The sequence below is a fragment of the Rhizobium sp. G21 genome (genome assembly GCF_014158035.1).
In the GTDB taxonomy this organism is placed as follows: Bacteria; Pseudomonadota; Alphaproteobacteria; order Rhizobiales; family Rhizobiaceae; genus Rhizobium_E.
Window position 1 is genome coordinate 1338670 of the sequence record NZ_JACFXW010000001.1, and the last position, 26870, is coordinate 1365539.

Annotated in this window: 27 protein-coding genes and 2 pseudogenes; 16 read left to right on the plus strand and 13 right to left on the minus strand. The window is 65.0% G+C overall.

From position 1 onward, the window contains the following. Nucleotides 1-29 precede the first annotated feature (29 nt). From phnG to H2O14_RS06980, 15 genes and pseudogenes are all read left to right on the plus strand, one after another. Entirely contained in the window at nt 30-506 is a 477-nt protein-coding gene (phnG, locus tag H2O14_RS06910; RefSeq protein WP_182827058.1) for a phosphonate C-P lyase system protein PhnG, read from the plus strand. Between the two features lie 238 nt (nt 507-744). Beyond that, nucleotides 745-1369, plus strand: a pseudogene (phnH, locus tag H2O14_RS06915) (phosphonate C-P lyase system protein PhnH). Continuing rightward, nucleotides 1369-2475 (plus strand): carbon-phosphorus lyase complex subunit PhnI, encoded by a 1107-nt coding sequence (locus H2O14_RS06920; protein WP_182827059.1) that lies wholly within the window; start codon nt 1369-1371, stop codon nt 2473-2475. Before phnH ends, H2O14_RS06920 begins: the two are co-directional and overlap by 1 nt. Next, entirely contained in the window at nt 2472-2891 is a 420-nt protein-coding gene (fosX, locus tag H2O14_RS06925; RefSeq protein ID WP_182827060.1) for a FosX/FosE/FosI family fosfomycin resistance hydrolase, read from the plus strand. The genes H2O14_RS06920 and fosX overlap by 4 nt, the downstream gene beginning before the upstream one ends. Next, nucleotides 2888-3766: an alpha-D-ribose 1-methylphosphonate 5-phosphate C-P-lyase PhnJ gene (locus tag H2O14_RS06930; protein WP_182827061.1), complete on the plus strand. Its 879-nt coding sequence runs from the start codon at nt 2888-2890 to the stop codon at nt 3764-3766. The genes fosX and H2O14_RS06930 overlap by 4 nt, the downstream gene beginning before the upstream one ends. 248 nt (nt 3767-4014) lie before the next feature. Further along, nucleotides 4015-4791, plus strand: a complete 777-nt coding sequence (phnK, locus tag H2O14_RS06935; protein WP_182827062.1) for a phosphonate C-P lyase system protein PhnK — start codon at nt 4015-4017, stop codon at nt 4789-4791. A 1-nt stretch (nt 4792) separates the two neighbouring features. Then, the gene (gene phnL, locus H2O14_RS06940; protein ID WP_182827063.1) at nt 4793-5497 is read left to right on the plus strand and encodes a phosphonate C-P lyase system protein PhnL; all 705 of its coding nucleotides are present in this window, start codon (nt 4793-4795) and stop codon (nt 5495-5497) included. Next, nucleotides 5497-6113, plus strand: a pseudogene (locus H2O14_RS06945) (DapH/DapD/GlmU-related protein). Before phnL ends, H2O14_RS06945 begins: the two are co-directional and overlap by 1 nt. Before the next feature lie 135 nt (nt 6114-6248). After that, entirely contained in the window at nt 6249-7073 is an 825-nt protein-coding gene (gene phnC, locus H2O14_RS06950) for a phosphonate ABC transporter ATP-binding protein (RefSeq protein WP_182827064.1), read from the plus strand. Nucleotides 7074-7154: 81 nt separating this feature from the next. Next, on the plus strand, nt 7155-8060 hold the full coding sequence (gene phnD, locus H2O14_RS06955) for a phosphonate ABC transporter substrate-binding protein (RefSeq protein WP_182827065.1): 906 nt from the start codon (nt 7155-7157) through the stop codon (nt 8058-8060). Between the two features lie 107 nt (nt 8061-8167). Further along, nucleotides 8168-9130, plus strand: a complete 963-nt coding sequence (gene phnE / locus H2O14_RS06960; protein WP_182827066.1) for a phosphonate ABC transporter, permease protein PhnE — start codon at nt 8168-8170, stop codon at nt 9128-9130. Nucleotides 9131-9141: 11 nt separating this feature from the next. Further along, nucleotides 9142-10710, plus strand: coding sequence for a phosphonate ABC transporter, permease protein PhnE (gene phnE, locus H2O14_RS06965; protein WP_182827067.1), 1569 nt, complete (start codon nt 9142-9144; stop codon nt 10708-10710). After that, nucleotides 10707-11846 (plus strand): alpha-D-ribose 1-methylphosphonate 5-triphosphate diphosphatase, encoded by a 1140-nt coding sequence (locus H2O14_RS06970; protein ID WP_182827068.1) that lies wholly within the window; start codon nt 10707-10709, stop codon nt 11844-11846. Before phnE (H2O14_RS06965) ends, H2O14_RS06970 begins: the two co-directional genes overlap by 4 nt. Beyond that, the gene (gene phnN, locus H2O14_RS06975) at nt 11846-12415 is read left to right on the plus strand and encodes a phosphonate metabolism protein/1,5-bisphosphokinase (PRPP-forming) PhnN (protein WP_182827069.1); all 570 of its coding nucleotides are present in this window, start codon (nt 11846-11848) and stop codon (nt 12413-12415) included. Before H2O14_RS06970 ends, phnN begins: the two co-directional genes overlap by 1 nt. 341 nt (nt 12416-12756) lie before the next feature. Beyond that, on the plus strand, nt 12757-13038 hold the full coding sequence (locus H2O14_RS06980; RefSeq protein ID WP_182827070.1) for a helix-turn-helix domain-containing protein: 282 nt from the start codon (nt 12757-12759) through the stop codon (nt 13036-13038). Between the two features lie 6 nt (nt 13039-13044). On the opposite strand, the gene H2O14_RS06985 is transcribed toward H2O14_RS06980, so the two are convergent. The 10 genes from H2O14_RS06985 to H2O14_RS28805 form a co-directional block, all read right to left on the minus strand. Then, entirely contained in the window at nt 13045-13659 is a 615-nt protein-coding gene (locus H2O14_RS06985; RefSeq protein ID WP_182827071.1) for a DUF4166 domain-containing protein, read from the minus strand. Then, on the minus strand, nt 13659-14054 hold the full coding sequence (locus H2O14_RS06990) for a DCC1-like thiol-disulfide oxidoreductase family protein (RefSeq protein WP_182827072.1): 396 nt from the start codon (nt 14052-14054) through the stop codon (nt 13659-13661). Before H2O14_RS06990 ends, H2O14_RS06985 begins: the two co-directional genes overlap by 1 nt. A 109-nt stretch (nt 14055-14163) precedes the next feature. After that, the gene (locus tag H2O14_RS06995; RefSeq protein WP_182827073.1) at nt 14164-15015 is read right to left on the minus strand and encodes a hypothetical protein; all 852 of its coding nucleotides are present in this window, start codon (nt 15013-15015) and stop codon (nt 14164-14166) included. A 109-nt stretch (nt 15016-15124) separates the two neighbouring features. Continuing rightward, entirely contained in the window at nt 15125-16018 is an 894-nt protein-coding gene (locus H2O14_RS07000) for a metal ABC transporter substrate-binding protein (RefSeq protein ID WP_182827074.1), read from the minus strand. A gap of 41 nt (nt 16019-16059) precedes the next feature. Further along, nucleotides 16060-16932: a metal ABC transporter permease gene (locus H2O14_RS07005; RefSeq protein WP_182827075.1), complete on the minus strand. Its 873-nt coding sequence runs from the start codon at nt 16930-16932 to the stop codon at nt 16060-16062. Next, nucleotides 16929-17675: a metal ABC transporter ATP-binding protein gene (locus H2O14_RS07010; RefSeq protein ID WP_182827076.1), complete on the minus strand. Its 747-nt coding sequence runs from the start codon at nt 17673-17675 to the stop codon at nt 16929-16931. Before H2O14_RS07010 ends, H2O14_RS07005 begins: the two co-directional genes overlap by 4 nt. Beyond that, the gene (locus H2O14_RS28415) at nt 17672-17797 is read right to left on the minus strand and encodes a hypothetical protein (protein WP_281409979.1); all 126 of its coding nucleotides are present in this window, start codon (nt 17795-17797) and stop codon (nt 17672-17674) included. Before H2O14_RS28415 ends, H2O14_RS07010 begins: the two co-directional genes overlap by 4 nt. Before the next feature lie 355 nt (nt 17798-18152). After that, on the minus strand, nt 18153-21611 hold the full coding sequence (locus H2O14_RS07015) for an AAA family ATPase (RefSeq protein ID WP_182827077.1): 3459 nt from the start codon (nt 21609-21611) through the stop codon (nt 18153-18155). Next, a complete protein-coding gene (locus H2O14_RS28800; RefSeq protein ID WP_312858561.1) occupies nt 21611-22291 on the minus strand; it encodes a hypothetical protein in 681 nt (226 codons plus the stop codon). The genes H2O14_RS07015 and H2O14_RS28800 overlap by 1 nt, the downstream gene beginning before the upstream one ends. After that, nucleotides 22180-22866 (minus strand): DNA repair exonuclease, encoded by a 687-nt coding sequence (locus H2O14_RS28805; protein WP_312858562.1) that lies wholly within the window; start codon nt 22864-22866, stop codon nt 22180-22182. The genes H2O14_RS28800 and H2O14_RS28805 overlap by 112 nt, the downstream gene beginning before the upstream one ends. A 166-nt stretch (nt 22867-23032) precedes the next feature. On the opposite strand from H2O14_RS28805, the gene H2O14_RS07025 reads away from it, so the two are divergent. After that, nucleotides 23033-23401, plus strand: a complete 369-nt coding sequence (locus H2O14_RS07025) for a hypothetical protein (RefSeq protein ID WP_246697315.1) — start codon at nt 23033-23035, stop codon at nt 23399-23401. Here the strand turns inward: H2O14_RS07025 and H2O14_RS07030 are convergent. The 3 genes from H2O14_RS07030 to H2O14_RS07040 all read right to left on the minus strand — a co-directional run bounded on the left by H2O14_RS07030 (nt 23398) and on the right by H2O14_RS07040 (nt 26824). After that, nucleotides 23398-23727, minus strand: a complete 330-nt coding sequence (locus H2O14_RS07030) for a TIGR01244 family sulfur transferase (protein WP_182827078.1) — start codon at nt 23725-23727, stop codon at nt 23398-23400. The two genes, H2O14_RS07025 and H2O14_RS07030, sit on opposite strands and share 4 nt — an antisense overlap. Before the next feature lie 281 nt (nt 23728-24008). Continuing rightward, nucleotides 24009-25805, minus strand: coding sequence for a polysaccharide pyruvyl transferase family protein (locus tag H2O14_RS07035; RefSeq protein WP_182827079.1), 1797 nt, complete (start codon nt 25803-25805; stop codon nt 24009-24011). Nucleotides 25806-26068: 263 nt separating this feature from the next. Continuing rightward, nucleotides 26069-26824, minus strand: a complete 756-nt coding sequence (locus tag H2O14_RS07040; protein WP_182827080.1) for a DeoR/GlpR family DNA-binding transcription regulator — start codon at nt 26822-26824, stop codon at nt 26069-26071. Nucleotides 26825-26870: the final 46 nt, after the last annotated feature.

The following is a 26870-nucleotide window of genomic DNA, read 5'->3' on the forward strand; positions in this document are numbered from 1 at the left end:
TAGTTAAATAGACAAATGGAGAGCGATCGATGACCCAGTCCCCGGCCTCGTCGGATACAGATACCCAAGCTGCGCCGCAGCGCAAGCGCCGCATGGACGCGCTCGCCCGAGCCCGCCGCGGCGAACTCGAACACTTTCTCGCGGAGCATGCCGGCGATGTCGGCGTGTCTCCGGTGCGCGGTCCGGAGACCGGGCTGGTGATGGTGCGCGGCAAGATCGGCGGCGGCGGCTCGCCGTTCAACCTCGGCGAAGTCAGCGTCAGCAGGGCGAGCATGCGGCTCTCGACCGGCGAGATCGGCCATGGACAACTGCTCGGCGGCGACAAGGCCCATGCGCGGTTGGCGGCGATTATCGACGCGATCGCCCAGCGGGCGGAATTTTCGGCGGCGGTGGATGGGCTGGTCGCGTCGATCGAGGCGCGCGTGGCGGACGAGGATGCGGCGCTGGCGGCCGAGACGGCGGCGACCAAGGTGGATTTCTTCACGCTGGTGCGCGGGGAGGATTGAGATGGACCCGCGTTTCGATTTGCAGATTGCGGGCTGGGTTTACCCCCTCTGCCCTGCCGGGCATCTCCCCTCAAGGGGGAGATTGGCCAGATGCTCGACCATCGCCCAGCCATTTCCGTTGAGAGTGGGGAAGCCGGCGCCACATCCGATCTCCCCCTTGAGGGGGAGATGTCCGGCAGGACAGAGGGGGTGGCCGCGGGCTCCCCAGCTCACAGCAGACCACCGAAGGAGCATTCGCATGACCGCCACAGACACCTATACCGGCGCCTTCACCGACCCCGTGCCGATGCGCAATCGGCCTTCCGCGTGGTGATGGACGCGATGGCCCGGCCCGGGACGATCGGCTGGATCGAGGGCGAGGCCCGGGGCCGAAGCCGATGGGACGGGCGCAGAGCGCGATTGCGCTGACGCTCGCGGATCAGGACACGCCCGTTCATCTCTCGCCTGCGCTTGCAAAAGCCGGCGTCGCGTCCTGGCTGGGATTCCAGACCGGCGCAGCCGTGACCGACATCAAGAGCGAAGCGCGCTTTGCGTTTGTCGAGGCCGGCGCGCCCTTTCCGGCGCTCGCCTCTTTCGGTCGCGGCAGCCAGGATTATCCCGATCGCTCGACGACCGTGATCGTCGAGCTGGAGGCGCTGGAAGGCGGCGAGGAACTGACGCTCATTGGCCCCGGCATCCGCGACCGCATCACCATTTCGCCCAAGGGGCTGCCGGGGCTGTTTCCCGCGCTCTGGGCCGAGAACCATGCGCTTTATCCGCGCGGCGTCGACCTGATCCTGACGGCGGGCCGCGCCTGCCTCTGCCTGCCGCGCTCGGCGCGCATCCTCGCCGCCACGCCTGAACTGACCGGGGAGAAAGCCTGATGTATGTCGCCGTCAAGGGCGGGGAAGCCGCCATCGCCAATGCCCATCGCCTGCTCGCCGACCGCCGTCGCGGCGACCGCGGCCTGCCGGGTCTGACGCTCGAGCAGATCATCGCCCAGCTCGGCCTCGCCGTCGATCGGGTGATGGCCGAAGCCTCGCTGTATGACCGGACGCTCGCCGCGCTCGCCATCCGCCAGTCGCGCGGCGACATGATCGAGGCGATCTTCTTGCTGCGCGCCTATCGCACCACGCTGCCGCGCTTCGCCTCCTCCGTGCCGGTCGACACCGGCGCGATGAAGATCGAGCGACGGGTGTCGGCGACCTATAAGGACCTGCCGGGCGGACAGTTGCTGGGGCCGACTTTCGATTACACCCATCGCCTGCTCGACCCCTCGCTTGCGGGAGACGACGCGGTCGAGGCGCCGGCGCGGCGCGAGGCGTCGCCCGAACGGGTGATGCGCGTCTCCGACATTCTCGACGGCGAAGGCTTGATCGAGGGCGACGGCGATCTCGGCCCCGATCATGTGGCCGGCGACATCACCCGCGAGCCGCTGGAATTTCCGATGGCGCGCGATCTACGCCTCCAGGCTTTGGCGCGCGGCGACGAGGGCTTTCTGCTGGCGCTCGCCTACTCCACCCAACGCGGCTACGCCCGCACCCATCCCTTCGTCGGCGAAATCCGCATCGGGCTGGTCGACGTGGAGATCGAGCTGCCGGAACTCGGCTTTTCCGTCTCGCTCGGCCGCATCCGCGTCACCGAATGCCAGATGGTCAACCAGTTCAAGGGCTCGGCCAAGCAGCCGCCGCAATTCACCCGCGGCTACGGCCTCGTCTTCGGCCAGTCCGAGCGCAAGGCCATGGCGATGTCGCTGGTCGACCGGGCGCTTAGGGCCCAGGAATTCGGCGAGGACGTGGTCGCTCCTGCGCAGGACGAGGAGTTCGTGATTTCGCATTCCGACAATGTCCAGGCGACCGGCTTCGTCGAACACCTGAAACTGCCGCATTACGTGGACTTCCAGGCAGAACTAGGCCTCGTGCGCCAGATGCGCGCGGAATACGAGGCCCGCTCTCAGGACCAGAACGAGATGATGGAGGCCGCGCAATGATCGAGGGCCTGTCTCACATCACGCTTATCGTGCGCGAACCCGACGACATGGCCAAGATCCTCAAGACCGTGTTCGACGCCGAGGAAATCTACGACAGCGGGGCGCAGCAATTCTCGCTGTCGCGGGAAAAGTTCTTCCTCATCGGCGGCGTCTGGGTGGCGGTGATGCAGGGCGAGGCGCTCGGCGAGCGCAGCTACAATCACATCGCCTTCAAGATCCCCGACGCCGCGTTCGACGCCTATGTCGATCGCATCGCCTCGCTCGGTCTCGATATGCGCCCGCCGCGGCCGCGCATTCCGGGCGAAGGCCGGTCGATCTATTTTTACGACCGGGACAACCACCTGTTCGAACTTCATACCGGCACGCTCCAAGAGCGGCTCGCGCAGTACGCCCAGCAAGGAAAGGCCGCGCCATGACGCCCGATATCGCCACTTACAACTTCGCCTATCTCGACGAGCAGACCAAGCGGATGATCCGCCGGGCGATCCTCAAGGCCATCGCGATACCCGGCTATCAGGTGCCCTTCGCCTCCCGCGAAATGCCGATGCCTTACGGATGGGGAACCGGCGGCGTGCAGGTGACGGCGGCGATCATCGGGCCGGAGGATCGGCTCAAGGTCATCGACCAGGGCGCCGACGACACGACCAACGCCGTCTCCATCCGCGCCTTCTTCGAGAAGGTGGCGCGCGTGGCGGTGACCACCAGGACGCGCGAGGCGACGATCATCCAGACGCGGCATCGCATTCCCGAGGAGACGCTGCAACAGGGCCAGATCCTCGTCTATCAGGTGCCGATCCCCGAACCCCTGCGCTTCCTCGAGCCGCGCGAAACCGAGACGCGGATGATGCATGCGCTGGAGGAATACGGCCTCATGCATGTCAAGCTCTATGAGGACATCGCGCGCAACGGCCATATCGCCACGACCTACGCCTATCCGGTGAAAGTGGCGGGCCGCTATGTGATGGACCCCTCGCCCATTCCGAAATTCGACAATCCGAAGATCGACAATTCCGAGGCGCTGCAGTTGTTCGGCGCCGGCCGCGAAAAGCGCATCTATGCGGTGCCGCCCTACACCCAGGCGACCAGCCTCGATTTCGAGGATCATCCGTTCGAGATCCAGCGGTTTGAAAAGCCCTGCACGCTGTGCGGCTGCACCACGTCCTATCTCGACGAGGTGATCCTGGATGATCGCGGCGGCCGGATGTTCGTCTGCTCCGACACCGATTTCTGCGAGGACCGCCGCGCGGCGGGGCATGTGGGGGATCAGAGTGAGTTGGAGGCGGCGGAATGAGGGGTTTGCGCTTGTATTCCGTGGTACCCCCCCCCTCTGCCCTGCCGGGCATCTCCCCTCAAGGGGGAGATTGGCTGGGCGGGAACGCTCGGCCTCTCTCGACCATGGAGTTCTACGCGACTGAAACCATCAAGAGGGAGCGGGGCATCGCCACACATCGATCTCCCCCTTGAGGGGGAGATGTCCGGCAGGACAGAGGGGGCAGCCTCACGCTCCGGCCTAACCACCATATATTCAGGAGCCCAGCCATGACCGACCTTCCTCTCCTCAAAGTCCATGGCCTGTCGAAATTCTATGGCGGCCGCATCGGGTGTTTCGACGTCAATTTCGATCTCTGGCCGGGCGAAGTCCTCGCCATCGTCGGCGAATCCGGGTCGGGCAAGACGACGTTGCTCAACTGCGTCTCCACAAGGCTGTCGGCGCAGGCGGGATCTGTCGAATACCGGATGCGCGACGGGCAGTTTCGCAATCTCGCCGATATGGGCGAGGCCGAGCGCCGGTTCCTGATGCGGACCGATTGGGGCTTCGTGCATCAGAACCCGGCCGATGGCCTCAGGATGACGGTATCCGCCGGCGCCAATGTCGGCGAGCGGTTGATGGCGATCGGCGACAGGCATTACGGCCATATCCGCGACACCGCCTTCGACTGGCTGAGCCGCGTGGAAATCGGCGCCGATCGCATCGACGACCAGCCGCGCGCCTTTTCGGGCGGCATGCGGCAGCGGCTGCAGATCGCCCGCAATCTGGTGACCGCGCCGCGACTGGTGTTCATGGATGAGCCGACCGGCGGGCTGGATGTCTCGGTGCAGGCGCGGCTGCTGGATCTGATCCGAGGGCTCGTGTCCGATCTCGGCCTCGCCGTCATCATCGTCACCCATGATCTGGCGGTCGCGCGACTCTTGTCGCACCGGATGATGGTGATGAAGGACGGCCGCGTCATCGAACACGGGCTGACCGACCGGGTGCTGGATGATCCGCGCCAGCCCTATACCCAGCTTCTCGTCTCCTCGATCCTGCAGGTGTGACATGACCACTCCCCTCGTCGTCCACGAGGTTCGCAAGAGCTTCACCATGCATCTGCGCGGCGGCATCGAGCTGCCCGTCGTCAATGACGTGCATTTCTCGCTGAAATCGGGGCAATGCGCGGTGCTCGGCGGCCCCTCGGGCGTCGGCAAGTCGTCGATCCTGAAGATGCTCTATGGCAATTACGGCGTCGATTTCGGCCAGATCCTGATCGCCCATAAAGGCCGCACCGTCGATCTCGCCACCGCCAGCCCCCGCGAGATCCTCGACATCCGCCGCCATACGCTCGGCTATGTCAGCCAGTTCCTGCGCGCCGTGCCGCGCGTTTCGGCGATCGACGTGGTGGCCGAACCGCTCGTCTCGCTCGGCGAAAGCCATTCCGCGGCGCGCGACAAGGCCGCCGGATTGCTGGCGAAACTCAACCTGCCGGAAGCGCTGTGGAGCCTGCCGCCCGCCACCTTCTCCGGCGGCGAACAGCAGCGCGTCAACATCGCCCGCGGCTTCATCACCGATCATCCGATCCTGCTGCTCGACGAGCCGACGGCGTCGCTCGACGCTGTCAACCGCGCCGTGGTGGTGGGCATGATCCGCGCCAAGAAGGCCATGGACGTGGCGCTGCTCGGCATTTTCCACGACGAGGATGTGCGCGCCGAAGTGGCCGACGAGATCATCGACGTGTCGCATTTCTCCGCCCGAAAGGCCGCGTGATGACCAAGCTCTCTGTTGACCCTCTGATCCATCCCACCGCGCGCGTGAGCGACTCCAGGCTCGGCCGCTACACCGAGATCGCCGAGGACTGCCGCATCTCCGAACTCGAGATGGACGACTATTCCTATATCGAGCGCGGCGGCCAGGTGTGGTGCGCCACCATCGGCAAATTCGCCAATATCGCGGCCTCGGTGCGCATCAACGCCACCAATCATCCGACCTGGCGGCCGACGCTGCATCATTTCACCTATCGCGCCGGCGATTACTGGCCGGATGCCGAGGACGAGACCGAGTTTTCGAATGGCGGCGCGGCAACCGCGTCGTGATCGGTCATGACGTGTGGCTCGGCCATGGCGTGACTGTGCTGCCGGGCGTGACGATCGGCAACGGCGCCGTGGTCGGCGCGGGCGCGGTGGTCAGCCGCGATGTCGCGCCCTACACGATCGTCGGCGGCGTGCCGGCTAGGCTGATCCGCGAACGCTTCGACCGCATCGTGGCGGAAAAATACGAGCGTCTGGCCTGGTGGGACTGGGACCACGACCGGTTGCGCGCGGCCCTCGATGATTTCAGATCCATGACAGCAGAGGAGTTCCTGGCCCGCCACGCCGGCGTCTGATCGACCCCAAGCGCCTGAAACTCTCGGGCCCGCAGATGTCAGAAAACTGTCATCGCACTGACATTCAACAGTCAAGCAGCGGGCCTAGAGAAAGGGAAGATCTTAAAAAATCATAAAATGGGAAAGGCTGGCCGCATGTTCGAATTCAGGCATGTCACCAAGCAGTTTGGCGCAAAGACGGCGGTGCGTGACGTGACGCTCGACATACCGAGCGGGCAGATGGTGGGCATCATCGGCCGCTCCGGCGCCGGCAAATCCACCTTCCTCCGGATGATCAACCGGCTCGGGCCGGTGAGCTCGGGAGCCATCCGCTTCGGCGGCCAGGAAGTTTCCAGCCTCCGCGGCGAGGCGTTGCGCCGCTGGCAGCGCGATTGCGCGATGATCTTCCAGCAGTTCAACCTGGTGCCGCGGCTCGACGTGCTGACCAATGTTCTACTCGGCCGGCTGAACCATCGCTCGACGGTCATGTCGGTGCTCGGCCTGTTCTCCCGCGAGGAGCGGATCATGGCGATCGCCGCGCTCGAACGTCTCGGAATCGAACAGACGGCGCTGCAGCCCGCCGGCACGCTGTCGGGCGGCCAGCAGCAGCGCGTCGCCATTGCGCGGGCCCTGATGCAGGAGCCGAAAGTGCTGCTCGCCGACGAGCCGATCGCCTCGCTCGATCCCTTGAACGCCAAGATCGTCATGGACGCGCTGCGCGACATCAACGAGCAGGACGGCATCACCGTGATCACCAATCTGCACACGCTGGATACGGCGCGGCACTATTGCGAACGCATCATCGGCATGGCCGACGGCGCTGTCGTGTTCGACGGCCCGCCGGAGGCGCTGACGCCCGAAGCCGTCAAACAGATCTACAACACCGAGGACGGCATCGACGAAAGCATGACCTCGACCGCCATTTCCAGACCCGCCCGTCATGAGCGCCCGCTCGAGCCCATCGCGCTCGCCGGCGTCTGAGGCGACACCAGTTCGCCCGCCCGCGTCAAAGGCAAAAACCGCATCAACAGAGCCGGATGATCCGGCTGAGGGAGACCATCAATGTTCAAGAAAGTCCTGTTCGCGTCCGTCGCGCTCCTGACCGTGGCCACCGGCGCCATGGCCGAAGACCTCAAGGAATTCCGCATCGGCATCCTCGGCGGCGAAAACGAAGCCGACCGCCTGAAGAGCTATCAGTGCATGGTCGAAAAGCTCCCCTCCGTGCTCGGCGTCGAAAAAGTGTCGCTGTTCCCGGCCGCCGATTATGACGGCGTCGTGCAGGGCCTGCTCGGCGGCACGCTCGATTACGCCGAACTCGGCGCTTCCGGCTACGCCAAGATCTACCTCGCCAACGCCAAGGCCGTCGAGCCGATCCTGACCACCGTGCAGACCGATGGTTCGATGGGCTATCACTCGGTGCTCGTCGCCCGCAAGGACAAGGGCTACAAGACCATTGAGGACCTCAAGGGCAAGAAGCTCGGCTTCGCCGATCCGGACTCCACCTCTGGCTACCTCGTTCCGAACGTGACGCTGCCGGAAGCGCTCGGCATGCCGGTCAAGGAATTCTTCGCCTCCACCGGCTTTGGCGGCGGCCATGAAAACCTCGTTCTCGAAGTGCTCAAGGGCAATTTCGACGCCGGCACGACCTGGGCTTCGGGCGTGGGCGAATTCAAGGACGGCTACACCTCCGGCAATCTGCGCAAGATGGTCGACAAGGGCATCCTGAACATGGACGACCTGGTGCAGCTGTGGGAATCGCCGCTGATCCCGAACGGCCCGATCGTCGTCCGCACGTCGATGGACCAGGGCATGAAGGCCAAGTTCAAGGACTTCATGATGGGCCTGCCGAAGTCCGACCCGGCCTGCTTCTCCGCCATCCAGGGCGGCGACTTCAAGAGCTACACCGAAGTCAATGTCGACTTCTACAAGCCGATCATCGACGCCCGCAAGGCCGTCATCGGCGGCTGATTTGAGCCTGATCCGCGCCGGCGGACCCCAAGTCCACCGGCGCATTCTTTTCTGACGACGGCCGCAGATGAACAGCGGGCGTAAACGACATGCGGGAACAGGCGGACATGGCCCTCAGCAACACCCACCCGGTTCTGTCCGACAGCGGACGGCTCGTCGAACAGCATTGGCGCGATCTCGCCGCCCGCCGCCGGCTCTATACGTTCATCGGGCTTGCCGCTTTTCTGATCGCCATGGGCGGATCGCTGTGGTTCGCCAACGAGACCAATTCCGGGAAGTTCTTCGACCGCCTGCCCTATTTCTTCGATTTCCTGCACGAGCTTCAGCCGCGCGATCCCTTCGAGATCATCCGCGCGCTGTTCGACCTGCCCTCGCCCTATGACGACGGCAGCCTGAAATACAATTATCCCGAAGGCCGCTATTACCTGACTGAAAGCCTGTACCTGCCCGAATATATCTACAAGATGATCGAGACGATCAACATCGCGCTGATCTCGACCGTGATCGGCGTGGTGTTCGGCTTCATGCTGGCCTTTCTCGCCGCCAAGAACATGATGCCCAATCCGTGGATCCGGGCGCTGGCGCGTCGCTATATGGAAATCCTGCGCGCCTTTCCCGAAGTGGTGATCGCCGGCTTCTTCCTCGCGATCCTCTCGCTCGGCCCCGTGCCCGCCATCATCGCCGTCAGCCTGCACACGATCGGCGCGCTCGGCAAACTGTTCTACGAGGTGATCGAGAACGCCGACATGAAGCCCGACGAGGGCCTGCGCGCGGTGGGCGCCAACTGGTTCGAGCGGGTGCGCTTCGCCATGCTCCCGCAGGTGCTGCCGAACTTCATGAGCTATTTTCTGCTCAGGCTGGAGATCAATGTCCGCGCCTCGACCATCATCGGCGCCGTCGGCGGCGGCGGCATCGGCGAATTGCTGCGGCTGTCGATCAGCCAGAGCCATGCGGCGAAAACCATCGCCATTGTCGGCCTGCTGCTCGTCACCGTCATCGCCGTCGACCAGTTCTCCGCCTGGCTGCGCAAGCGGCTGGTGGGCGAACAGGCCTTTACCCCGATCGGCTGAGGAGAGTGACCATGACCCGCATCGCCCGCCCCGACATGGACGCCATCGTCGCCCGCCACCCGGAAATCTTCCAGCGCAGCGCCTGGCAGCGGTTCCGAGGCCCTGTTTTCACCGGCCTGTTCCTGTTCTATCTGGTGTTCTGCGCCTGGTTCTTCCATATCGGCGCGGTGTTGTCCGGCGCCAATTGGGGCATTGCCGGCGCCTATCTCGCCGACTGGGTATCCTATGAAAGCCGGCCCGACATCGAGATCGGCAAGGACGGCAAATTGCGCGTGGTGTTCAACCGCGCCGACCCCGCTGGCATGAACGATCCTCGCCCAGACTGGCTGGTCGCCGACTTCGCCAGTCAATCCAAGGCCGCCCCCGAAGCGCAAGCGGCGTCCGACGCCTCCATCGCGCCGCAGAAGAAATCGACGATCAGCTTCATGGCGCCGCCGAAGGCGGCGGAACCTGCGCCTGCGACCGATGTCGCGGCGGCCACGGGCGAAACCGAGCAAGTGGCGAGCAAGGTCACCGTCCTCTTCTCCGCCTCGACCTCGATCGAAACCACGCCCGACCGCGTGTTGGTGAAACGCGGCTCCGAAACGCTGACCGTGCTTCTGGATGGGTCCGGCGAGACGCGGCTGACCGAGCACCTGCCCGCCTGGGCCGAACAACGGTCGCCGGGCGGCAAGATCACCGTGTCGCTGGGCCTATCAGGCTGGGCGGATATCGAGGATGACCGGGTGCGCATCCGCAACCGCTTCTTCGGCTGGCCGAATTTCTTCTTCGACACCAATTCCGCCTTTTTCGGACACAGCTTCGCCGAGGTCGTCAGCCTGATCACGTCGGGTCCGGAACTGAAGCCGGGAACCAGCAATCTCGCGCTGGCGATGAATGATATTCTCTACAATCCATCCTGGCAGCATCTCGACGTCTGGGTTAAACTGATGCAAACCATCGTGATGGCTTTCGTCGGCACGGTTCTGGCGACGCTGATCGCCTTTCCCTTGTCCTTCCTCGCCGCCCGCAACATCACCGGCAACCGGCTGACCAACCAGTTGATCAAGCGCTTCTTCGACTTCCAGCGTTCTGTCGACATGCTGATCTGGGCGCTGTTCTTCACCCGCGCCTTCGGTCCCGGGCCGCTGGCCGGCATGTCGGCGATCTTCTTCACCGACACCGGCACGCTCGGCAAGCTCTATGCCGAGGCGCTGGAAAATGTCGACCAGAAGCAGCCGGAAGGCGTGCGCTCGGTGGGCGCCTCGCCGATGGCCGTCAACCGCTTCGGCGTGCTGCCGCAGGTGATGCCGGTGTTTCTCAGCCAGGCGCTGTATTTCTGGGAATCCAACACGCGCTCGGCCACCATTCTCGGCGCGGTCGGCGCCGGCGGCATCGGGCTGAAATTGTGGGAGGCCATGCGCACCAACAGCGACTGGGAAAATGTCGCCTATATGGTCATTCTCATCCTTATTGTCGTCTTTGTCTTCGACCACATATCCAACACGCTACGCTCGCGCTTGATCGGGTCGACCAGTTCGACCATCATCCTGCCGCGTCCCGGCGCGCCCGCCTCTCCAAAGAAAGCAGTCTCCGCATGACCGAAGAGCTCATCCTCCGCAACGCCCGCATCGTCCTCGAAGACGAGATCGTCACCGGTTCGCTCGTCGCACGCAACGGCGTGATCACCGACATCGACACCGGGCCGACGACGACAGGCGAGGATTTCGAGGGCGACTTCCTGATCCCCGGGCTGGTGGAGCTGCATACCGACCATCTCGAAAGCCATTATTCGCCGCGGCCCGGCGTGCGCTGGCAGATGGTCTCGGCCATCCAGGCGCATGACGCGCAGGTCGCCTCGTCCGGCATCACCACAGTGTTCGATTGCCTGCGCATGGGCTCGGACGAGGATGGCGGTTTTGCCCCCGGCGAGATGCGCGAAATGGCCGATGCCCTGAAGCGCGCCCAGGAAGAGGGCCGGCTGCGCGCCGACCACCTCATCCATCTGCGCTGCGAAGTCTCGGCCGCCGACGTGCTCGACCATTTCGACAATTTCACCGACGTCAATGAAGTCCGGCTGGCCTCGCTGATGGACCATGCGCCGGGGCAGCGGCAGTTCCAGACCATGGATCAGTACACGCTCTACTACAAGACCAAGCGCGGCCTTTCCGACGAAGCCTTCGCCCAGTTCGTGGCGCGCCGTCAGGAAGCCTCCGCGCTTTATGCCGACAAGCATCGCCGGGCGATCGTCGACCATTGCCATCAGCGCGGCGTCACGGTGGCCTCGCATGACGACGCGACGCTCGACCATGTCGAGGAAGCCAAGGGCTTCGGCGTCAAGCTGGCGGAATTTCCGACCAGCCTCGACGCCGCCAAGGCCTCGCATGAAGCCGGCATGAGCGTGCTGATGGGCGCGCCGAACATCGTGCGCGGCAAATCGCATTCCGGCAATATCGCCGCCCGCGATCTCGCAGGTCACGGCGTGCTCGACGTGCTCTCCTCCGACTATGTGCCGCTCAGCCTGATCCACGCGCCCTTCGTGCTGGCCGATGAGGAGAACGGCATCGATCTGCCGCAGGCGATCCGCATGGTGACGGCGACGCCTGCCAAGACCGTCGGCCTCGACGATCGCGGCCGCATCGCCTCGGGCCTGCGCGCCGATCTCGTGCGCATCCGCCGCGACCATGGCGTGCCGGTGGTGCGCTCGGTCTGGCGGCAGGGACGACGGGTGGCGTGATGGATCTGGCGATCAAGCCCGCGCTGTCGACGCGGGGCCGGCTGGTGGTGATCGTCGGTCCCTCGGGGGCCGGCAAGGACACGCTGATCGATTACGCCCGCCGGGCGCTCGCCGACCGGCCCGATTTCGGCGTGGTGCAGCGGGTGATCACCCGGCCAGAGGAGGCCGGCGGCGAAGCCCATTCCGCCTGCGGCCTCGACGATTTCGTCCGCTTGAAAGCCGAAGGCGCCTTCTGCGTCGATTGGGGAGCGCATGGCCTGTGCTATGGCGTGCCGGCGGAGCTGCGCCAGGACCTCGCCTCGGGCGCGGTGCGGCTGGTCAACGGTTCGCGCCGGGCGCTGCCGCTGTTCCGCGCAGCCTTTGGCCATGTCGAGACCGTGCTGGTGACGGCCGCGCCCGAGGTTCTGGCCCGCCGTCTGGCGGCGCGGGGTCGCGAAAGCCTCGAGGAGATCAAGGCCCGGCTGGCGCGGCAGGTGGAGGACCGGCCGGAGGATTACGACCTGGTGATTTCCAATGACGGCGCGGTGGAAGAGGCCGGGGAGCGGCTGGCGGCGTTTCTGAGGGGGTGAGCTGAGGAGCTGCTCTTCAGCTACAGCTCTCTGAAGACCCGATGATTGACAGCGATGGTCGGTAGGGCCATCTTTCCAATATAAACGTGGTCCGCAAGCGTCAGGATCCATCGCCCGCCGAGGCTTATCAAGAAGCAGGGCTTTGACACGGTCGCGAAGCGGTAAAGGCGCTCGGCGCTAGACGGCAGGGTTCGCTCCTGCCATCCGCGTTTGAACGTCTACGACTGATACTGCTTTTCCAACTGAAGGCGCGAACTCAGGGTGTTTGCATCCCTATTCACCTTGAGTTCCGCGTCGGCAGATCGGGTTGGCTACGGCGACCTCGTAAAGGAGATCAGGCCATGACCCTGCAGGCATTCACCAATATTTGGGACGCGATTGAGGACAGCCCGTCCGAAGCCGAAAATATGAAGCTGCGGGCAAAGCTGATGATGGCGCTTGAGACGCATATCCACGCCAAAGGCTGGACGCAATCCGAGGCGGCAGGACGGCTGGGCGTCACACAGCCCCGTGTCTCGGATCTGTTGCGCGGCAAGATCTCGCTGTTCGCGCTCGATACGCTCGTCAACATGGCCGTCGCAACCGGATTGAAGATCGACATCACCGTGACCGAAGCGGCGTGAGCCCTGTCACTCCACACGCTCCACCCGCGCCACCGTAAACTCGCCGCGATAACTGTAGATCTCCCCGAACCAGGGATGCAGCACACGCATCTTCATCCGAAACCGATCCTCGTCGATCGCCTCCTCCTCGGCCTCGACCCGACCGAACAGATGGTCGAACGGCAGGGGAAGCAAGCGGCCGAACAGCGGCAGGAGATAGCCGCGATGGGTTATGGCGATGCGGGCGCCGTCCCAGCGGTAGCTGGCGCGCCAGGCGAAGCCGGCCGGCATATATTCCACCATCTCGTCGCTGAAATAGGACGTGAGCCGCGAGCGGAAGCGGTGCGTGCGGCCATCGGGCCGCAGGAAGGAGCGATCGAAATCGCAGGCCTCGGCACCCGCCTCCCCGCTGAAGCGGATGACGACGGGAATGTTCTCCCCTGTGAACGGCGCGAGCGTGCGCGAGAGTTTGATGAGCGGCGAAAGCTTTTCCAGCCAGGGCGCCATGGTGATGGTCAGCGCGCCCTTGAGCAGCACGAGATCGCGGGAGCCGGCGCGCGGCGCATAGCGCCTGCGCAGGACGGGCGGCAGAGACGCCCAGTCCGGGCCGAACACCGTTTCAAACAGGGACCGGCTTTCCATCAGCGACCGCCGAGATTGTCGATCTTGCCCGCGCCGAGCATGCGGATCAGAAGATTGCGGACGCCGCGCATGGCGGGATAGGTGAAACGCGCCAGCGCCGGCGAGCGGAACAGCAAGGCGTTCATACGGTTGAACCAGCCGTGTTCGGAGCCGATCAGCCCCATCAGCGTCAGCGCCTCCGCGCCGTGATAGAGACGATCGCCATAGGCGAGCACCATGCCCTCGTCGAGATCGAGCCCCGCTTGATTGATCCTCGCCATCAGCGGGTGGTCGCGCTCCACGCGGGCGTCGACGAGATGCAGATGTCCGACCGACTGACGGATGCGCAACGCCTGCGCCGCCACCCGGCAGAGCGGACATTCGCCGTCATAGACGAACCAGACATCGCCTTGCATGACGCACTCCCCTATTCCCTCCGTCACCGGTAACAGACGGGCAGGACGGGCGCAAAAGGTCAAAGTGGCGCAGGTTCCAAGACGCGAAACGTGGACTGCGAAAAGTTCGTCAAAAGAGGACGTCGTCGCGGCCGATCTCCCGGATGGTGACGCCGAGCAGCGTCGCGTGCTCGCCATTGCCGACATCGATGATCACCGCGTCGCCCTTCTGGGTCATATGGTGGTCGACAAGGTCCCTGTAGTCGCGGATGGCGGCAATGCGCGAAACGTCGAGAAGATCGTGCCCTCCCTTTCCGTCGCTGAAATCCGTGACCGTGTCCGAACTGAACCGATCGAACACGAAGGTGTCGTCGCCCGCCCCGCCGGTCAGCCGGTCGTCGCCCTTGCCGCCGACGAGCACGTCGTCGCTGCCGGAGCCGTTGAGGACGTCGCGGCCAGCCCTGCCGTTCATGCGGTCGCCGAGCGCGGTGCCGGAGACGGTGTTGTCCCTGTCGTTCAGCACCCTGTCGAAGGTGGTGTTGAGCTGGATCTTGAAGGTGATGAAGATGTAGCTGTGGCGGCTGGTCGCGAGCCCGCCGAGATCGATGTAGAGCGCATCCTCGCCCGTCGTCTGCTTGCTCGCGCCATAGGCATGGGTGAGCCGGATGTCTTCTTCGTTCAATCCGTGGATATTGGTGTTGAGCGTGAAGCCGGCGATGCGCTCGAGCGCGCCATATTTGTCGGCGAACATCGGGCCGTTGAACACCTGTTCGGACCAGACGGCTTCGGCCTTGAAATCGATGAAGAATCCCTTCTCGTAGAGATCGATCTGGAAAAGCGTCGCGCTCTTGCCGATTTCGACGTCGTCTCCCACGGTGACGTCGCCGCTATACAGAGAATTCTTGTCGAGATCGCCTTCATAGCTCGTATATTTGTTGGGATGCAGATAGGCGTAATAGAGTTTGCGGCCGTTCCAGCTCATGTGATGCCTCGTGATTTCGGGCGACGCGCCGAATCATCAAAACCTCATAAGGCGCGGGAAAGCTTTCGCGGAGCGGGTGACGCGGGCACCGGGCCCGCGTCGGCTTTGATCAGCTGTTCTTGCCCATGGCGGTGGCGAGGAGGTCGACATTGTAGCGGAACATCGCCTCATAGGTCGGCGCGGCGCCGTCCTTGTCCGACAGCGATTCCACATAGAGTTCGCCGCCGGCGCTGGCGCCGGTCGCCTTGGCGATCTGCTTGACCAGGCGCGGATCGTTGGAATTTTCGAAGAAATAGGTCTTCACATGCTCGGCCTTAATCTGGTTGATCAGCCGGGCGACATCGCCGGCCGAGGCTTCGGTCTCGGTCGAGACGCCGATCGGGGCGAGGAAGCGCACCTTGTATTCGCGGCCGAAATAGCCGAAGGCGTCATGGCTGGTCAGCACTTTGCGCGCGCCTTCCGGGATCGGATCGATGCGGGAATGGGCGTAGGCGTCCATGGCGTCGAGCTTGTCGAGATAGGCGCGGGCATTGGCCTTGTAGGCCTCGGCGTCGGCAGGATCGACCTTGATCAGCGCCGCCTCGATATTCTTCACCCAGACTTTGACGTTGACCGGGCTGTTCCAGACATGCGGATCGGTGACGGTCTGGCCGTCTTCCTCCATCTTGCGCGTCTTGACGCCTTGGGAGACGGTAACCGGCTTGCCCTGATAGCCCGAGGCGGCGATCAGCCTGTCCATCCAGCCTTCGAGGCCCTCGCCCGAGACGAACACCACCTCGGCCGATTTCAGCGCCTTGGCGTCGGCGGGCGACGGTTCGAATTCATGCGGATCGCCATTGGGGCCGACGAGGCTTTTGACCGTGACATGGTCGCCGCCGACCTGTTTGGCGATATCGGCGAGCACGGTGAAGGAGGCGACGACAGGAATCTCATCGGCAAAGGCCGGGGCGGCGAAAGCGAGGATCACAGGCAGGGCCGAGGCGTAGAGCAGGGTTTTCTTCATGGCAGGCTTCCTTTCGGGATGATCGGGCGTGACGCCGGGCGTCAGCCCTCGAGATGCGGACGGGGAAAGAGTTTCGGCAGCCAGCCCGAGGGCGCGACGGCCAAGGAAATGACGAAGAACAGCGCCGCCGCCATGATGATGGTCGGGCCGGAGGCGAGTTCGAGATGATAGGAGGCGATGAGGCCGAGATAGCTGGCCGCCGCCGCCGACACCGCCGAGATCAGCAGCATCGCCGGCAGGCGGTCGGTCCAGAGCCGGGCGATGGCCGCCGGCAGCATCATCAGTCCCACCGCCATCAGCGTGCCCAAAGCCTGGAAACTGGCGACCAGATTGAGCGCGACGAGAAACAGGAACAGCGCGTGATGGATGGGGCCGCGCCCGCCGACAGCGCGCAGGAAGCCGGGATCGAAACATTCCGCCACCAGCGGCCGGTAGATGACGGCGAGCGCCAGAAGGGTGAAGGAGGCGATGGCCGCGATCTGCGTCAAGGCTTCGGCGTCGATGGCGAGGATCGTGCCGAACAGCACATGCAGGAGATCGATGTTGGAGCCCTTGAGCGAGACAATCAGCACGCCGAGCGCTAAGGACGCCAGATAGAAGCTCGCGAAACTCGCATCTTCGGGGAGCGTCTTGCCCCGGCTGACGAGACCCGCAAGCAGCGCCACCGAAAGACCCGCGACAAGGCCGCCGAGGCTCATGGCCGAGACCGACAGCGTTCCCGCCGCGAGATAACCGATCGCCGCGCCCGGCAGCACGGCATGGCTCATGGCGTCGCCCATCAGGCTCGTGCGCCGAAGGATCAGGAAGACGCCGATGGGGCCGGAGCCGACCGCGAGGCACAGCGAAGCGACCAGCGCCCGGCGCATGAAGCCGAAATCGGCGAACGGCGCAATGAGGAGATCGTAAGCCGTCATGCCGCCGCCTCCGGGCGGAGACAGACGCCCGCCGTCTCGTCCCAGCTTTCCGACATGGCCCGGGCTTTCAGGAGATTGTCCGGCGACAGCGCCGCAGCGGTGGGACCCCAGGCGACCTGTTCGCGAGCGATCAGCAACGTTTGGGGAAAATGCGTGCGGATCTGCTCGACGTCATGCAGCACCGCCACCACTGTGCGGCCCTCGCCATGCCAGCCGGCCACCAGCGTCAGGAGGTCGGCGGTGGTGCGGGCGTCGATGGCGGTGAAAGGCTCATCGAGCAGGATCACCGGCGCATCCTGAAGCAGCAGGCGGGCGAACAACGCCCGCTGGAACTGCCCCGCCGAGAGCTGGCCGATCGGGCGACGCTCGAAGCCCGTCAACCCGACGGCGGCGAGCGCTTCCTCGGCCTTGACGAGATCGGCGCGCGTCATGCGCCCGAAGGCCCCGGCCCGGCCCCAGGCGCCGAGCATCACCGTCTCGATCACCGAAATCGGAAAGCGCCGGTCGATCTCGGCGGCTTGCGGCAGATAGCCGAAATCATGCTTCGACAGTCGATGCTCGATGCGCCCCTCGACCGGCCTTATCTCGCCCATCAGCGCCTTGAGCAGCGTCGATTTCCCCGCGCCATTCGGACCGGCGATGGCGGTGAGACTGCCTGATGCGAACTCGCCCGAGACATGATGCACCGCCGGATGCCGGCGATAGGCCAGCGTGAGATTGGACATGCGGATGGCCGCGCTCATGGCAGCGCCGCCGCCCAGACCACGGCCGCCCAGAGCGCGGCGATGACCATCAGCGCGAAGGCGACGCGCGTGAGAGAAGACTGGCCGAGAAGGCCGGGGGAAAAGGGAAAACTGCGCCGCATCGGGTTTCCGAAAGTTAATGTAATAACATTACATTATATGGCGATACAATAGTGGCCGAATGTTGGCAAGGGGGAGTGTGTGGAGGACTGGTCGTTTGAGGGGGTGGGCGAGACACTTGAGGCCGCGCGTGGGGCTACCCCCTCTGGTCTGCCGACCATCTCCCCTCAAGGGGGAGATTGGCAAGAGGCGCGACATCGCCCAGCCATCAACATCGAGCTCAGGGAAACCGGAGCCCCGTCCAATCTCCCCCTTGAGGGGAGATGTCCGGCAGGACAGAGGGGGTGGCCAAGGCCACTGTGTTAGAGACCCCTGCCCCTACTCCCCGTGGACGCCTTTGCAGCGTCCCCGGCCCCCTCACAATTCATGCACCCTCACCCCCGGGCATACCTGCATGGCCATGTCGCGGATATGCTGGTGGTGGGTGAGGTAGATGACCTGGCCGGAGCGGGCCATGGCGGAGAGTTGGGTGAGCGCTTCTTCGGCGCGCATGTCGTCGAAGCTTTCCATGATGTCGTCGGCGATGAAGGGCGCGGGCGGGCGGGCGGCGGCGTATTCGCCGTAGCCGGCGATGCGCAGCGCCAGATAGAGTTGGTATTGCGCGCCCTTGGAGAGATCGCCCGCCTGTTTGGAGCCGCCGTCGGCGGAGAGCGCGATCAGCGTTTCCTGCTGGCCGTCGCGCTGGGCGGCGAGGCCGCGATAGGCGCCGCGGGTGAGTTGGGCGAAGGCGTCGGAGGCGCGGGCCATCATCGAGGAGCGGTGGCGGTCGCGATAGAGCCTCAGCGCCTGTTCGGCGGCGAGCGCGCCGAGCCGGAGTTCGAGCGTGCGGCGCGCGCCTTCCTCGATGTCGAGCAGCACCGTGCGGCGGGCGGAGACCAGCCGGGCGACGCGGTCGTCGCCATCGATTTCCTTGAGCTTGGCTTCGGCGGCGCTGGCGGCGGCGTAGAGGCGCTGGGTTTCGAGATCGAGCGCTTCGGCGGCGGGTCTGGTTTCTTCGATCTCGGCGAGCAGCGCGTCGCGGTCGAGGCCTGTCAGTTCCTGTTCTGCCGCGGCGATATCGGGGGCTGCGAGACTGTCGCGGAGATCGGCGGCAAGATCGGCGATGGCGCGGTCGAGCTCCGCGCCGCGCCGGATGAGCACCAACGCCGCTTCGACGCCATCGAGACCCTCCACGCCGAAATGCTCGGCGAGACGGGCGGTTTCGGCTGCGAGCGCATCGCGCGCCGCCTCGATTTCGGCGCGTTCCTCGGTGAGCTTGACCAGACGGGCTTCAGTATCGCGGCGACGGGCGGCATCCTCGCGGGAGTCGCGCAGGCGGCGCTCCACATCGCGATGGATCTGCAAAGGCGCGAGCGTGTCGTCGAAACTGTAATCATTGGCGAGACTGCGCATGGCGTCGCTGAACAGATCGATGTCGCGGTTCATCTTGTCGATGCGATCGGCTGTGACGGCGCGGGAGGACAGCGCGCTGTCGAGCGCCTGCAGCTGGTCGATCAGTTCACCGGCGACCGAAGGCGTCGGGGGCTCATGCCCCTCACCCGCTTCCATCAGCCAGGAGCCGGCCAGCGCTTCGCGCCAGGCGGCGCCCCATGCGGCGAGTTCAGCCTTGGCTTCGGCTTCGGCTTTACGGCGACGGAGGAGATCGGCCTTGCGGGCGGCGTAGGCGTCGGTCAGCGCGGCGCGGCGGGTTTCTGTGTCGAGAAAGCGGCGGCCGGTGAAGGTCAACGCATCGAGTTGGGCGGAGGCGTCGACGCGCAGACCGCAGGCGGCGAGCGCCTGGGCCAGCCGCTCGCGGGCGGCTTCAAAGGCGGCGACCGCTTCGTCGCGGGCGCGCTCGGCGTCGTCGAGGGCGGTGAGCGCTTCGAGCGCGGTGTCGGCGTCCTGTCGCCAGGCTTCGAGGCGGGCGATTTCGGGCTCGACGCCCGGAGCGATCTCATCGACATAGGCGGCGAAGGCGTCGCGGAGCGCGGCGAGCGCGGTGGAGGCTTCGTCGCGCTGGCGCGACAGCGCTTCGGTCTGGGCGTCCAGACGGGCGAGCGACTGGTCGAGACCGGCCAAACGGGCGGCTTCGGCGGCCTGGGTCATGCGGCGGGCGCGATAGGCGTCATCCGTGTCGAGCGCGGCGCGAAAAGCCTCGGCGGTCTCAGTGGAGAGGCTGGCGCGATGGACCGACCAGGCGGCCTCGCGGGCGGCGCGGGCGTCGGTGAGCACGGCGTCGGAGACGACGCCCTGCTGATCGGCGAGCGCCGCGCGTTCGGCGAGCAGACCGGCGCATTCCGGCAGGAGACGGCGGAGATCGGCCTCGAGGCCGGACAGCATCTTGTCCGCCTCTTCGAGGCGCTTGCGCCAGTCGGCGAGTTCGCGGACCGGCGGCAGGCGGAGATCGACGAGATCGTCGCGGCGGCCGCGCCAGGGGCGGAGTGCGGCGAGCCGGCGATCGAACTGGAGTTTGGCGGCCTCGACATCGCGCTCCAGCCGCTGGATGCGGCCGCTGAGATCGACGCCCCGGCTTTCGGCCAGGCAATCGGAGAGCCAGGCGAGCGCGGCGGCGTCCGCCCCTGCCCCGGCCTCGCGGTCGATGGCCTCCTGGGCGGCGTCCAAGGCCTCGGCGGCGGCGCGGGCTTCGCGGATGGCGGCAGCACGGCGCTCAGTAAGCGGCGCATGCGCCTTGATCAGCGGCTTTATGGCGCCAAGCCTGATAGCAGGCAGAAGCAGCCGCGCCGGGTCCTCTTCATCGGCACGGCCGAGACGGACAAGACTGTCGGCGACGCGGCGGTCGGCCTCGCGCAATTCGCCTTCGCGGCGCGGCAGATCCTGCGCTTCGGCGCGGGCGCGGGCGGCGAGATCGGCCAGGCCCTCGAAACGGCTTTCGGCATTCAGGATGGGATCGACGGGCTGCTCTTCCTCGCCGCCCGCAAGCGCCTGCTGCTCGCGGATCAGGCGGGCAAGCGCGGTCTCAGCTTCGAGCGCGCGGCGGCGAAGCGCGGCGACATCGCGGTCCCAGCCTTCGGGCGGCGCGGGCGGCAGGGAGAGTGCGGCGCGCTCCATGCGCAGCGCGGCGAGGCGGGCCGCCTGCGGCAGCGCGCTCAGCCGCTTCTCAGCGCGGTCGAGCCTGACCCGGAGCGCGGCGCGGTCGCGATTGGCGGTCTCATAGGCCGAGCGGGCGCGGTCGCGCTCGGCAGACAGACGGCTATGTTCCGTGGCGGCGATGTCGATGCGGTCGCGTTCGGCCTTCAACTCCTCCAGCCGCCGCTTGAGTTCGGCGAGTTCGGTCTTGGAGGCGCGGGGTTTGTGGAAGCCGTCGGTCTCCGTGCGGATCGCCTCGAGCCGTTGGGCGAGTTCCGACAGGCCGGCGCTGGCCGAAAACAGCAATTGTCCGAGATCGCCCTTGCTGTCGAGGATGGCGCGGCCGCCCTCTTCCAGCGTCGTCTCGTCGAGCGAGAACATGGTGCGATAGGCGTCGCGATCCAGCCCGCCGAGATCGCCGAGCAACAGGTGATCGCCGACCGGCTGGTCGGCTTCATCAAGCAGGCTGGCTTGCGGTTTCTTGATGCGGGTCAACAGGCGCGGGCCGGCTGCCGTGTCCAGCCGCGCCGCGATGCGCATGGACTTGTAGTCATGCAGGAAAGCGTAAGGCGAGCGCGGGTCGATGCCGTAAAGGAAATCGAGCCAGGCGGAGAACAGCGTCGACTTGCCGGCCTCGTTGGGGCCATGGACGATGTGGAAATCCGGACCATTGTCGGGCCTGTCGCCGAAATCGAGGCTGCGGTCGGTGAATTTGCCGTAGCGGATGAGATCGAGGGTGCGGATGCGCATCAGGCCTCTCCTGCCTCGCGCAGCCGCGCCAGCACGGTGTCGACGCCGTCGCGGGCGAGCGCGTCGAGCCTTTGGGCGAATTCCGCCTCGTCCTGGCCGAACAACCCGCGCAGTTCCGGCGGCAGGCCCTTGATCAGCTCGTTGGCGGCGTCCATGGCGAGATCGCGGAAGGCGGGGCCTGCGAGCACGTCGGCCTCGATCAGGCCGGCGAGTTCGGCGACAGGGTCGCCCGAGGTCTCGGTCTTGGTCTCCAACGGGCGGCAGGCGCTTTCGACCTGTTCGACGAACAGGCGGCCGAGCCGGCCGGCGGTCAGCTCCGCCTCGGCCTTGACGAGATCGAGTTCGCGGCGCAGGCGCCAGGCGAGCGGCGTAGAACCCGTCAGTTTCAGCCTGACGACCCCGTGATGATCGCCCGGCGTCTGGGCTTCCAGCGAACGCGCAATGCGGGCGACGGCGTCTGACCAGTCGAAAACGTCGGCGAGATCGACCTCGACGCGGTCGAAGCGGGCGCTGGCGACGCTGCGCTCCTGAACGGTGATCTCTCCGTTGTCGGAGACGGTGACGAGGCTTACGGATTTCGCGCCGGCCTCGTTGATGTCGCGGCCTGGGGGATGCCGGGCATGACCACGGTGGCGGTGCCCGCATATGCGGCGCGCTGGTGGATATGGCCGAGCGCCCAATAGCGGAAGCCCGACGCCTGCAGTTCCGGCAGGCTGACGGGGGCGTAGGGGTCATGGCTCAGGGAGCCGCCGAGGCTCGTATGCATCAGGCCGATATTGACGGCGCCCTCCACCGGCGGCTTGTAGCTGGGCAGCAGGCAATCGGGCGCACGCGGTTCGCGAAAGCTCAACCCGTGGATGACGATGTCGGGGCCGGAGGCGCGGGCGAGCGACACGGCCTCGGCGCGGCCGCCGAACAGCTTGACGCTGTCGGGCAGCACCAATTCGCGGGTGATCTTCGACAGCGCATCGTGATTGCCGCGGATGATGTAAGTGGGGATGCCCGCCTCGTGCAGGCGGCCGAGTTCGCGGGCGAGAAACAGCGCCGTCTTCATCGAGGTCTGGTCGCCGTCATAGAGATCGCCGGCGATCAGCAGCGCATCGACCTGCTCCGTGAGGCAGAGATCGACGATGCGGGTGAGCGCGGCGCGGCTCGCGGCGCCGATCACGTCTGCGAGCTCCTCGTTCTTGAGCGCCAGCGAGCGCAGCGGGGAATCGAGATGAATGTCGGCGGTGTGGACGAAGCGGAAGGGCAAGCGGGCATCCGTTGTCTGTGTGAGGCGCTAGATCATATGGACCGAGGAGAACAAAAATGCAACCTTCGGGCGGAGACAGGGCGTCGGGGAAAAGCCGCAGCGGCAGTTTCGCGGCTCATGCGGATCAGATAGAGCCTGGGACGACGCATGCTGCGGGGTCAGGATCATGGACAGAGGCGACAAGCCGGAAAAAAGCGCCGAAGAGCGCCTCGCCAAGCTGTTGAAGGCCTGGAACAAGGCGCCGGATGAGGCGCGGCAGGCCTTTCTCACGGCAATCGCAGGCGACATCGCCCCGCTGCCCGAGCCGATCGCCGATGGGCGCTACCTGACTCAAAGCGGCATCGCGCGCATCGAGGCGGCGCTCAAGCAGAGGCGGATGCGCCCGGAACAGGCCATGGCAGAGATGGGCTTCGGGCCGCGCGAAAAGCGCGCTCAGCCGCGCGCTGGCGATGGGCTACGGCTTGCGGCTTTCGGTGATTTCGGCGCTTACGGCGTGGCTCGACAAGCAGGTATGATCGGGCAGATCGCTTATTAACCGCCGATCGCCTGATAGGCGGCGGCGCAGCGCCCGCCCGAGGCGCAGAAGGCGAGCGCCGCGCCCTCCACCGTCTGCAGGATAGACTTCAGCGCATCGCCCTGCTCCGGCGTCATGCGGCCCGGAATGACCGGAATATGGTGAAGCTCGACGCCGGCGGCGCGGGCCGCAGCGGCGAGATCGGCGAAAGCGGGCTGGCCGGGGGCCTCGTCATCCGGGCGCAGGCAGATCACCGTCCTGTAGCCGAGCCGCGCCAGCTCGGACATCTGAACGGGCATGAGCTGGCCCGTGACATGGTAATGCTCGTCGATCACGCGAATGGACATGCTTTTCTCCGGGACAGGGCGGTGAAATTTCGCCACGCCATAGCTACGATTATTCGTATATATGTATCCATATCTCCGCGTCAAGGCGTCGGGGCCCCCGACGTGGGCGCAGATAGTGTCGATGTCCAGCGGGGCAAGCCTGCGGGCGTTGCATGTTTCCCCGTCGCCGGGCTCGCCGAAGCCGGGCGCCGTTGATCGTTGCAAGGCCCTACGCCAACAGCGGCGGCATGAGCGTTTGCAGGGCTCGCTTCAAGCGTTCAGCGCAAGCGCGCGGACCCGGGCTAGCTCACCACGCAGGCGGCGACATCATCGAAGGTTTTTCCAATCGAAGCGGACGCGTTCAACCGGAAGGCCGTCACCCGATCGCGTTCCTTTTGTGTATAGGGCTCGATCTCGATCGGCGAACCGAAGGTGAATTCCTTGCCCTGGAGACCGATCTCGTCGAACATGGCCTCCGTCTTGTGGCTGTTGCTCGGCGTGTACAATACCGAGCAGCCCGCCAGCAGAGCGAGACATGCGCCATGATAGCGCCCGGTGATGACGGCTTGATAGGCTGCGAACTCGTTTCCGTCCGTCGCCACCAGCGGCAACCGCCGGGAGGCCTTCAGCATCGCGTAGACATTTTTGTAATAGCCGCCCATGATCCAGTAGTCTTTGCCATGGTCGACCGCGACCTGCATCAACCTGTCGCCAAGATTTTGATAAATGCTGTCGATGAACGCCAGATCCTTTTGCGGCTCCTGCGGCGCCCCGGAGGACAGGGACCAGGTCATATCCGGATTGTAGACAACGTCGGTTTTCCGGCGCAACTCTGTTTGGCTTCGACGGTCTCGAACCGAGATGATGTCGAACTTCTCGAGCGCGGCTGTGACAAAGGCGTTGTTTTCCTGCCAGACGCCGTTCAGGAAGATCAGTTTCTTATGAAAATCCGCCTTGATCCGCTCGCAAAGCAGCAAAAGGCTGACGGCGCGGGGCGCGTTGTTGTGGAAAGTCCCTTCGCCATTGACGACGATGGCGTCCACGCCATCCAATTGAGGATCGACATCGAGAATGGCGTTGAAACCGTCGTCGAGGTCATTGACCCAACCGACCACCTGCAGCCCGCGCTGTTCCAGATGCGAGCGGATCTGGGACATCACCAATTTGCATCCGACATGATGCTTGTTGATGTCCAGACGTTCCGTATTGTTCATGAGCAAGACGCGGCCGCGTCCTTCGCGGATCAGCGAATATTCATACGTCGAACCTGAGAAATCGAAGCGTGGCTGATCCTTGCGGACGCCTTTGCCGTCGCGCCAATATTGCTTGATGACCGAGTGGGGGAAAAGATGTTCCTGCCGATCCAGCTCGTCGAGCGCAGCCATTTCGTCCAGAACGCGTGACAGGCTCGGATTTCTGTACTGAGCGTTTTCAATGAAGCGCTTGGCCAGTTTGTGTTCTCCGGCGCGCCAGAAGCCCTTGGCGATGTCGAGCATCTGGCGCGGCGCCGGCGCGGTAAAATCATAGGCTTCGCCGAAAACTCTCTCGAAAGCGGTCGTCATGGAGAGGTTCGGCTGCAATTCGCCGCCCAAAAAGGAAATCGAAGATTGCTTCTTGAGCAGCATCTGCTCGAGATCGAAATTGTGTCCGATCCAGCCTCCGTCGCTGAAATCGCCGGAGAACCCCACAAGCGTCACTCTGCCCCCGAGCATCGAGGCGTACATGGCGATCTGATAGCCGATCGACGGCGCAAAGCCGAGCTTTCTCAGATCGTAAGCGCCGAGCTTCTCCGAGAAGCACAGCATCTCGCCGCCGAATCTCGATTGGATTTGCTCGACTAGCTTATTCTCGTGGAGATCTCTGACGGCGAAATACACCTTGCCGCCCGACACGTCGCAGGGCGCTTCGTCGACATCGCTGAAGCCGTGAGGAAGTCCATACAGAGGGGTGTTGAACACATACCAGCGTTCGACATTCAGACCTGATATCAGGCTGTCATTCCGGCATTTGTTGAATTGAACAATGATGGTGGGTTCGTTTTCCGTGACGGGCAAGGCTTCGATGCTGATCTCAGAGTTCGCAATCAGGATAAAGTGCATGTAACCCGCTACTCCATTCGCATCCATCATATCCGCCGCGCAGACGCCGCGACGAGAGCCGTGTCGGCGCTCATGACGAGTTGGCTTTTGTCATCAGTTCCGATTGCGGCCCGTGCAAGAGGACGCCGGCGAAACCATGCCTCTACTAAGGTAAAATCATCGAAAGCCGCAAGGCGGCGGCAGTCGCCTTGGAAAAGTTCTTCGTCACGCGCCCACAAACACGACGATTGCGCGGTGGATTGGCGCGCCACACATCCTCATGATCACACAATCTCGATCTTGAGCCCGTGGGCGCGATAGTCCGAGAGATCCGGCGCGGCGTCTTCGGCGCCGACAAGAGCGCCCGTCAGCGACTCTAGCGGCAGCACCCGCCAGGGCGAGACGGCGTCGAGCTTGGCCGATGTCAGCAGCGTCCAGGTTTCCGCCGATTGGCCGGCGATGCGGCGCTTGATCGCCGCTTCCTCCGCATCGCCCGTGGTCAGGCCGTGGCGCGGATGCAGGCCGGTGACGCCGAGGAAGAACAGGTCGGGCCGGAGCGCATCGATCTGCTCGGCGGCGAGCGCGCCGGTCGCCACCATGGAATGTTTGTAGAGCCGGCCGCCGATCAGGACTACGTCGGCGGTGGGATGATCTTCCAGTTCGGCGGCGATGGTGGGGCTGTGGGTCGCAACCGTGAAGGCGCAGCTCTTCGGCAGCGCGCGGGCGAGCGCGGCGTTGGTGCTGCCGCCGTCGAGGAAGATCAGTTGACCGGGTTGTATGAGTTCGGCCGCCTTTCTGGCGAGCCGCATCTTCACATCCGCCGCAATTGCCCGACGGGCGCCGAGATCCGGCAGATCTGGGGCAACAGGCAAAGCGCCGCCATGGACGCGGCGCAACAACCCTTCGGCGGCGAGTTCGCGCAGGTCGCGGCGGATCGTGTCTTCGGACAGCTGGAATTCCTCGGCGAAAGCCTTGGCCACGATGCGTCCCTCGGCCTTCAGCCTTTCGATGAGCACCGCCTTGCGCTCCGTCGTCATCATCCGCCATTCCCCGGTCTATCATTGCGAGAGCCTTATGGCATGAGGA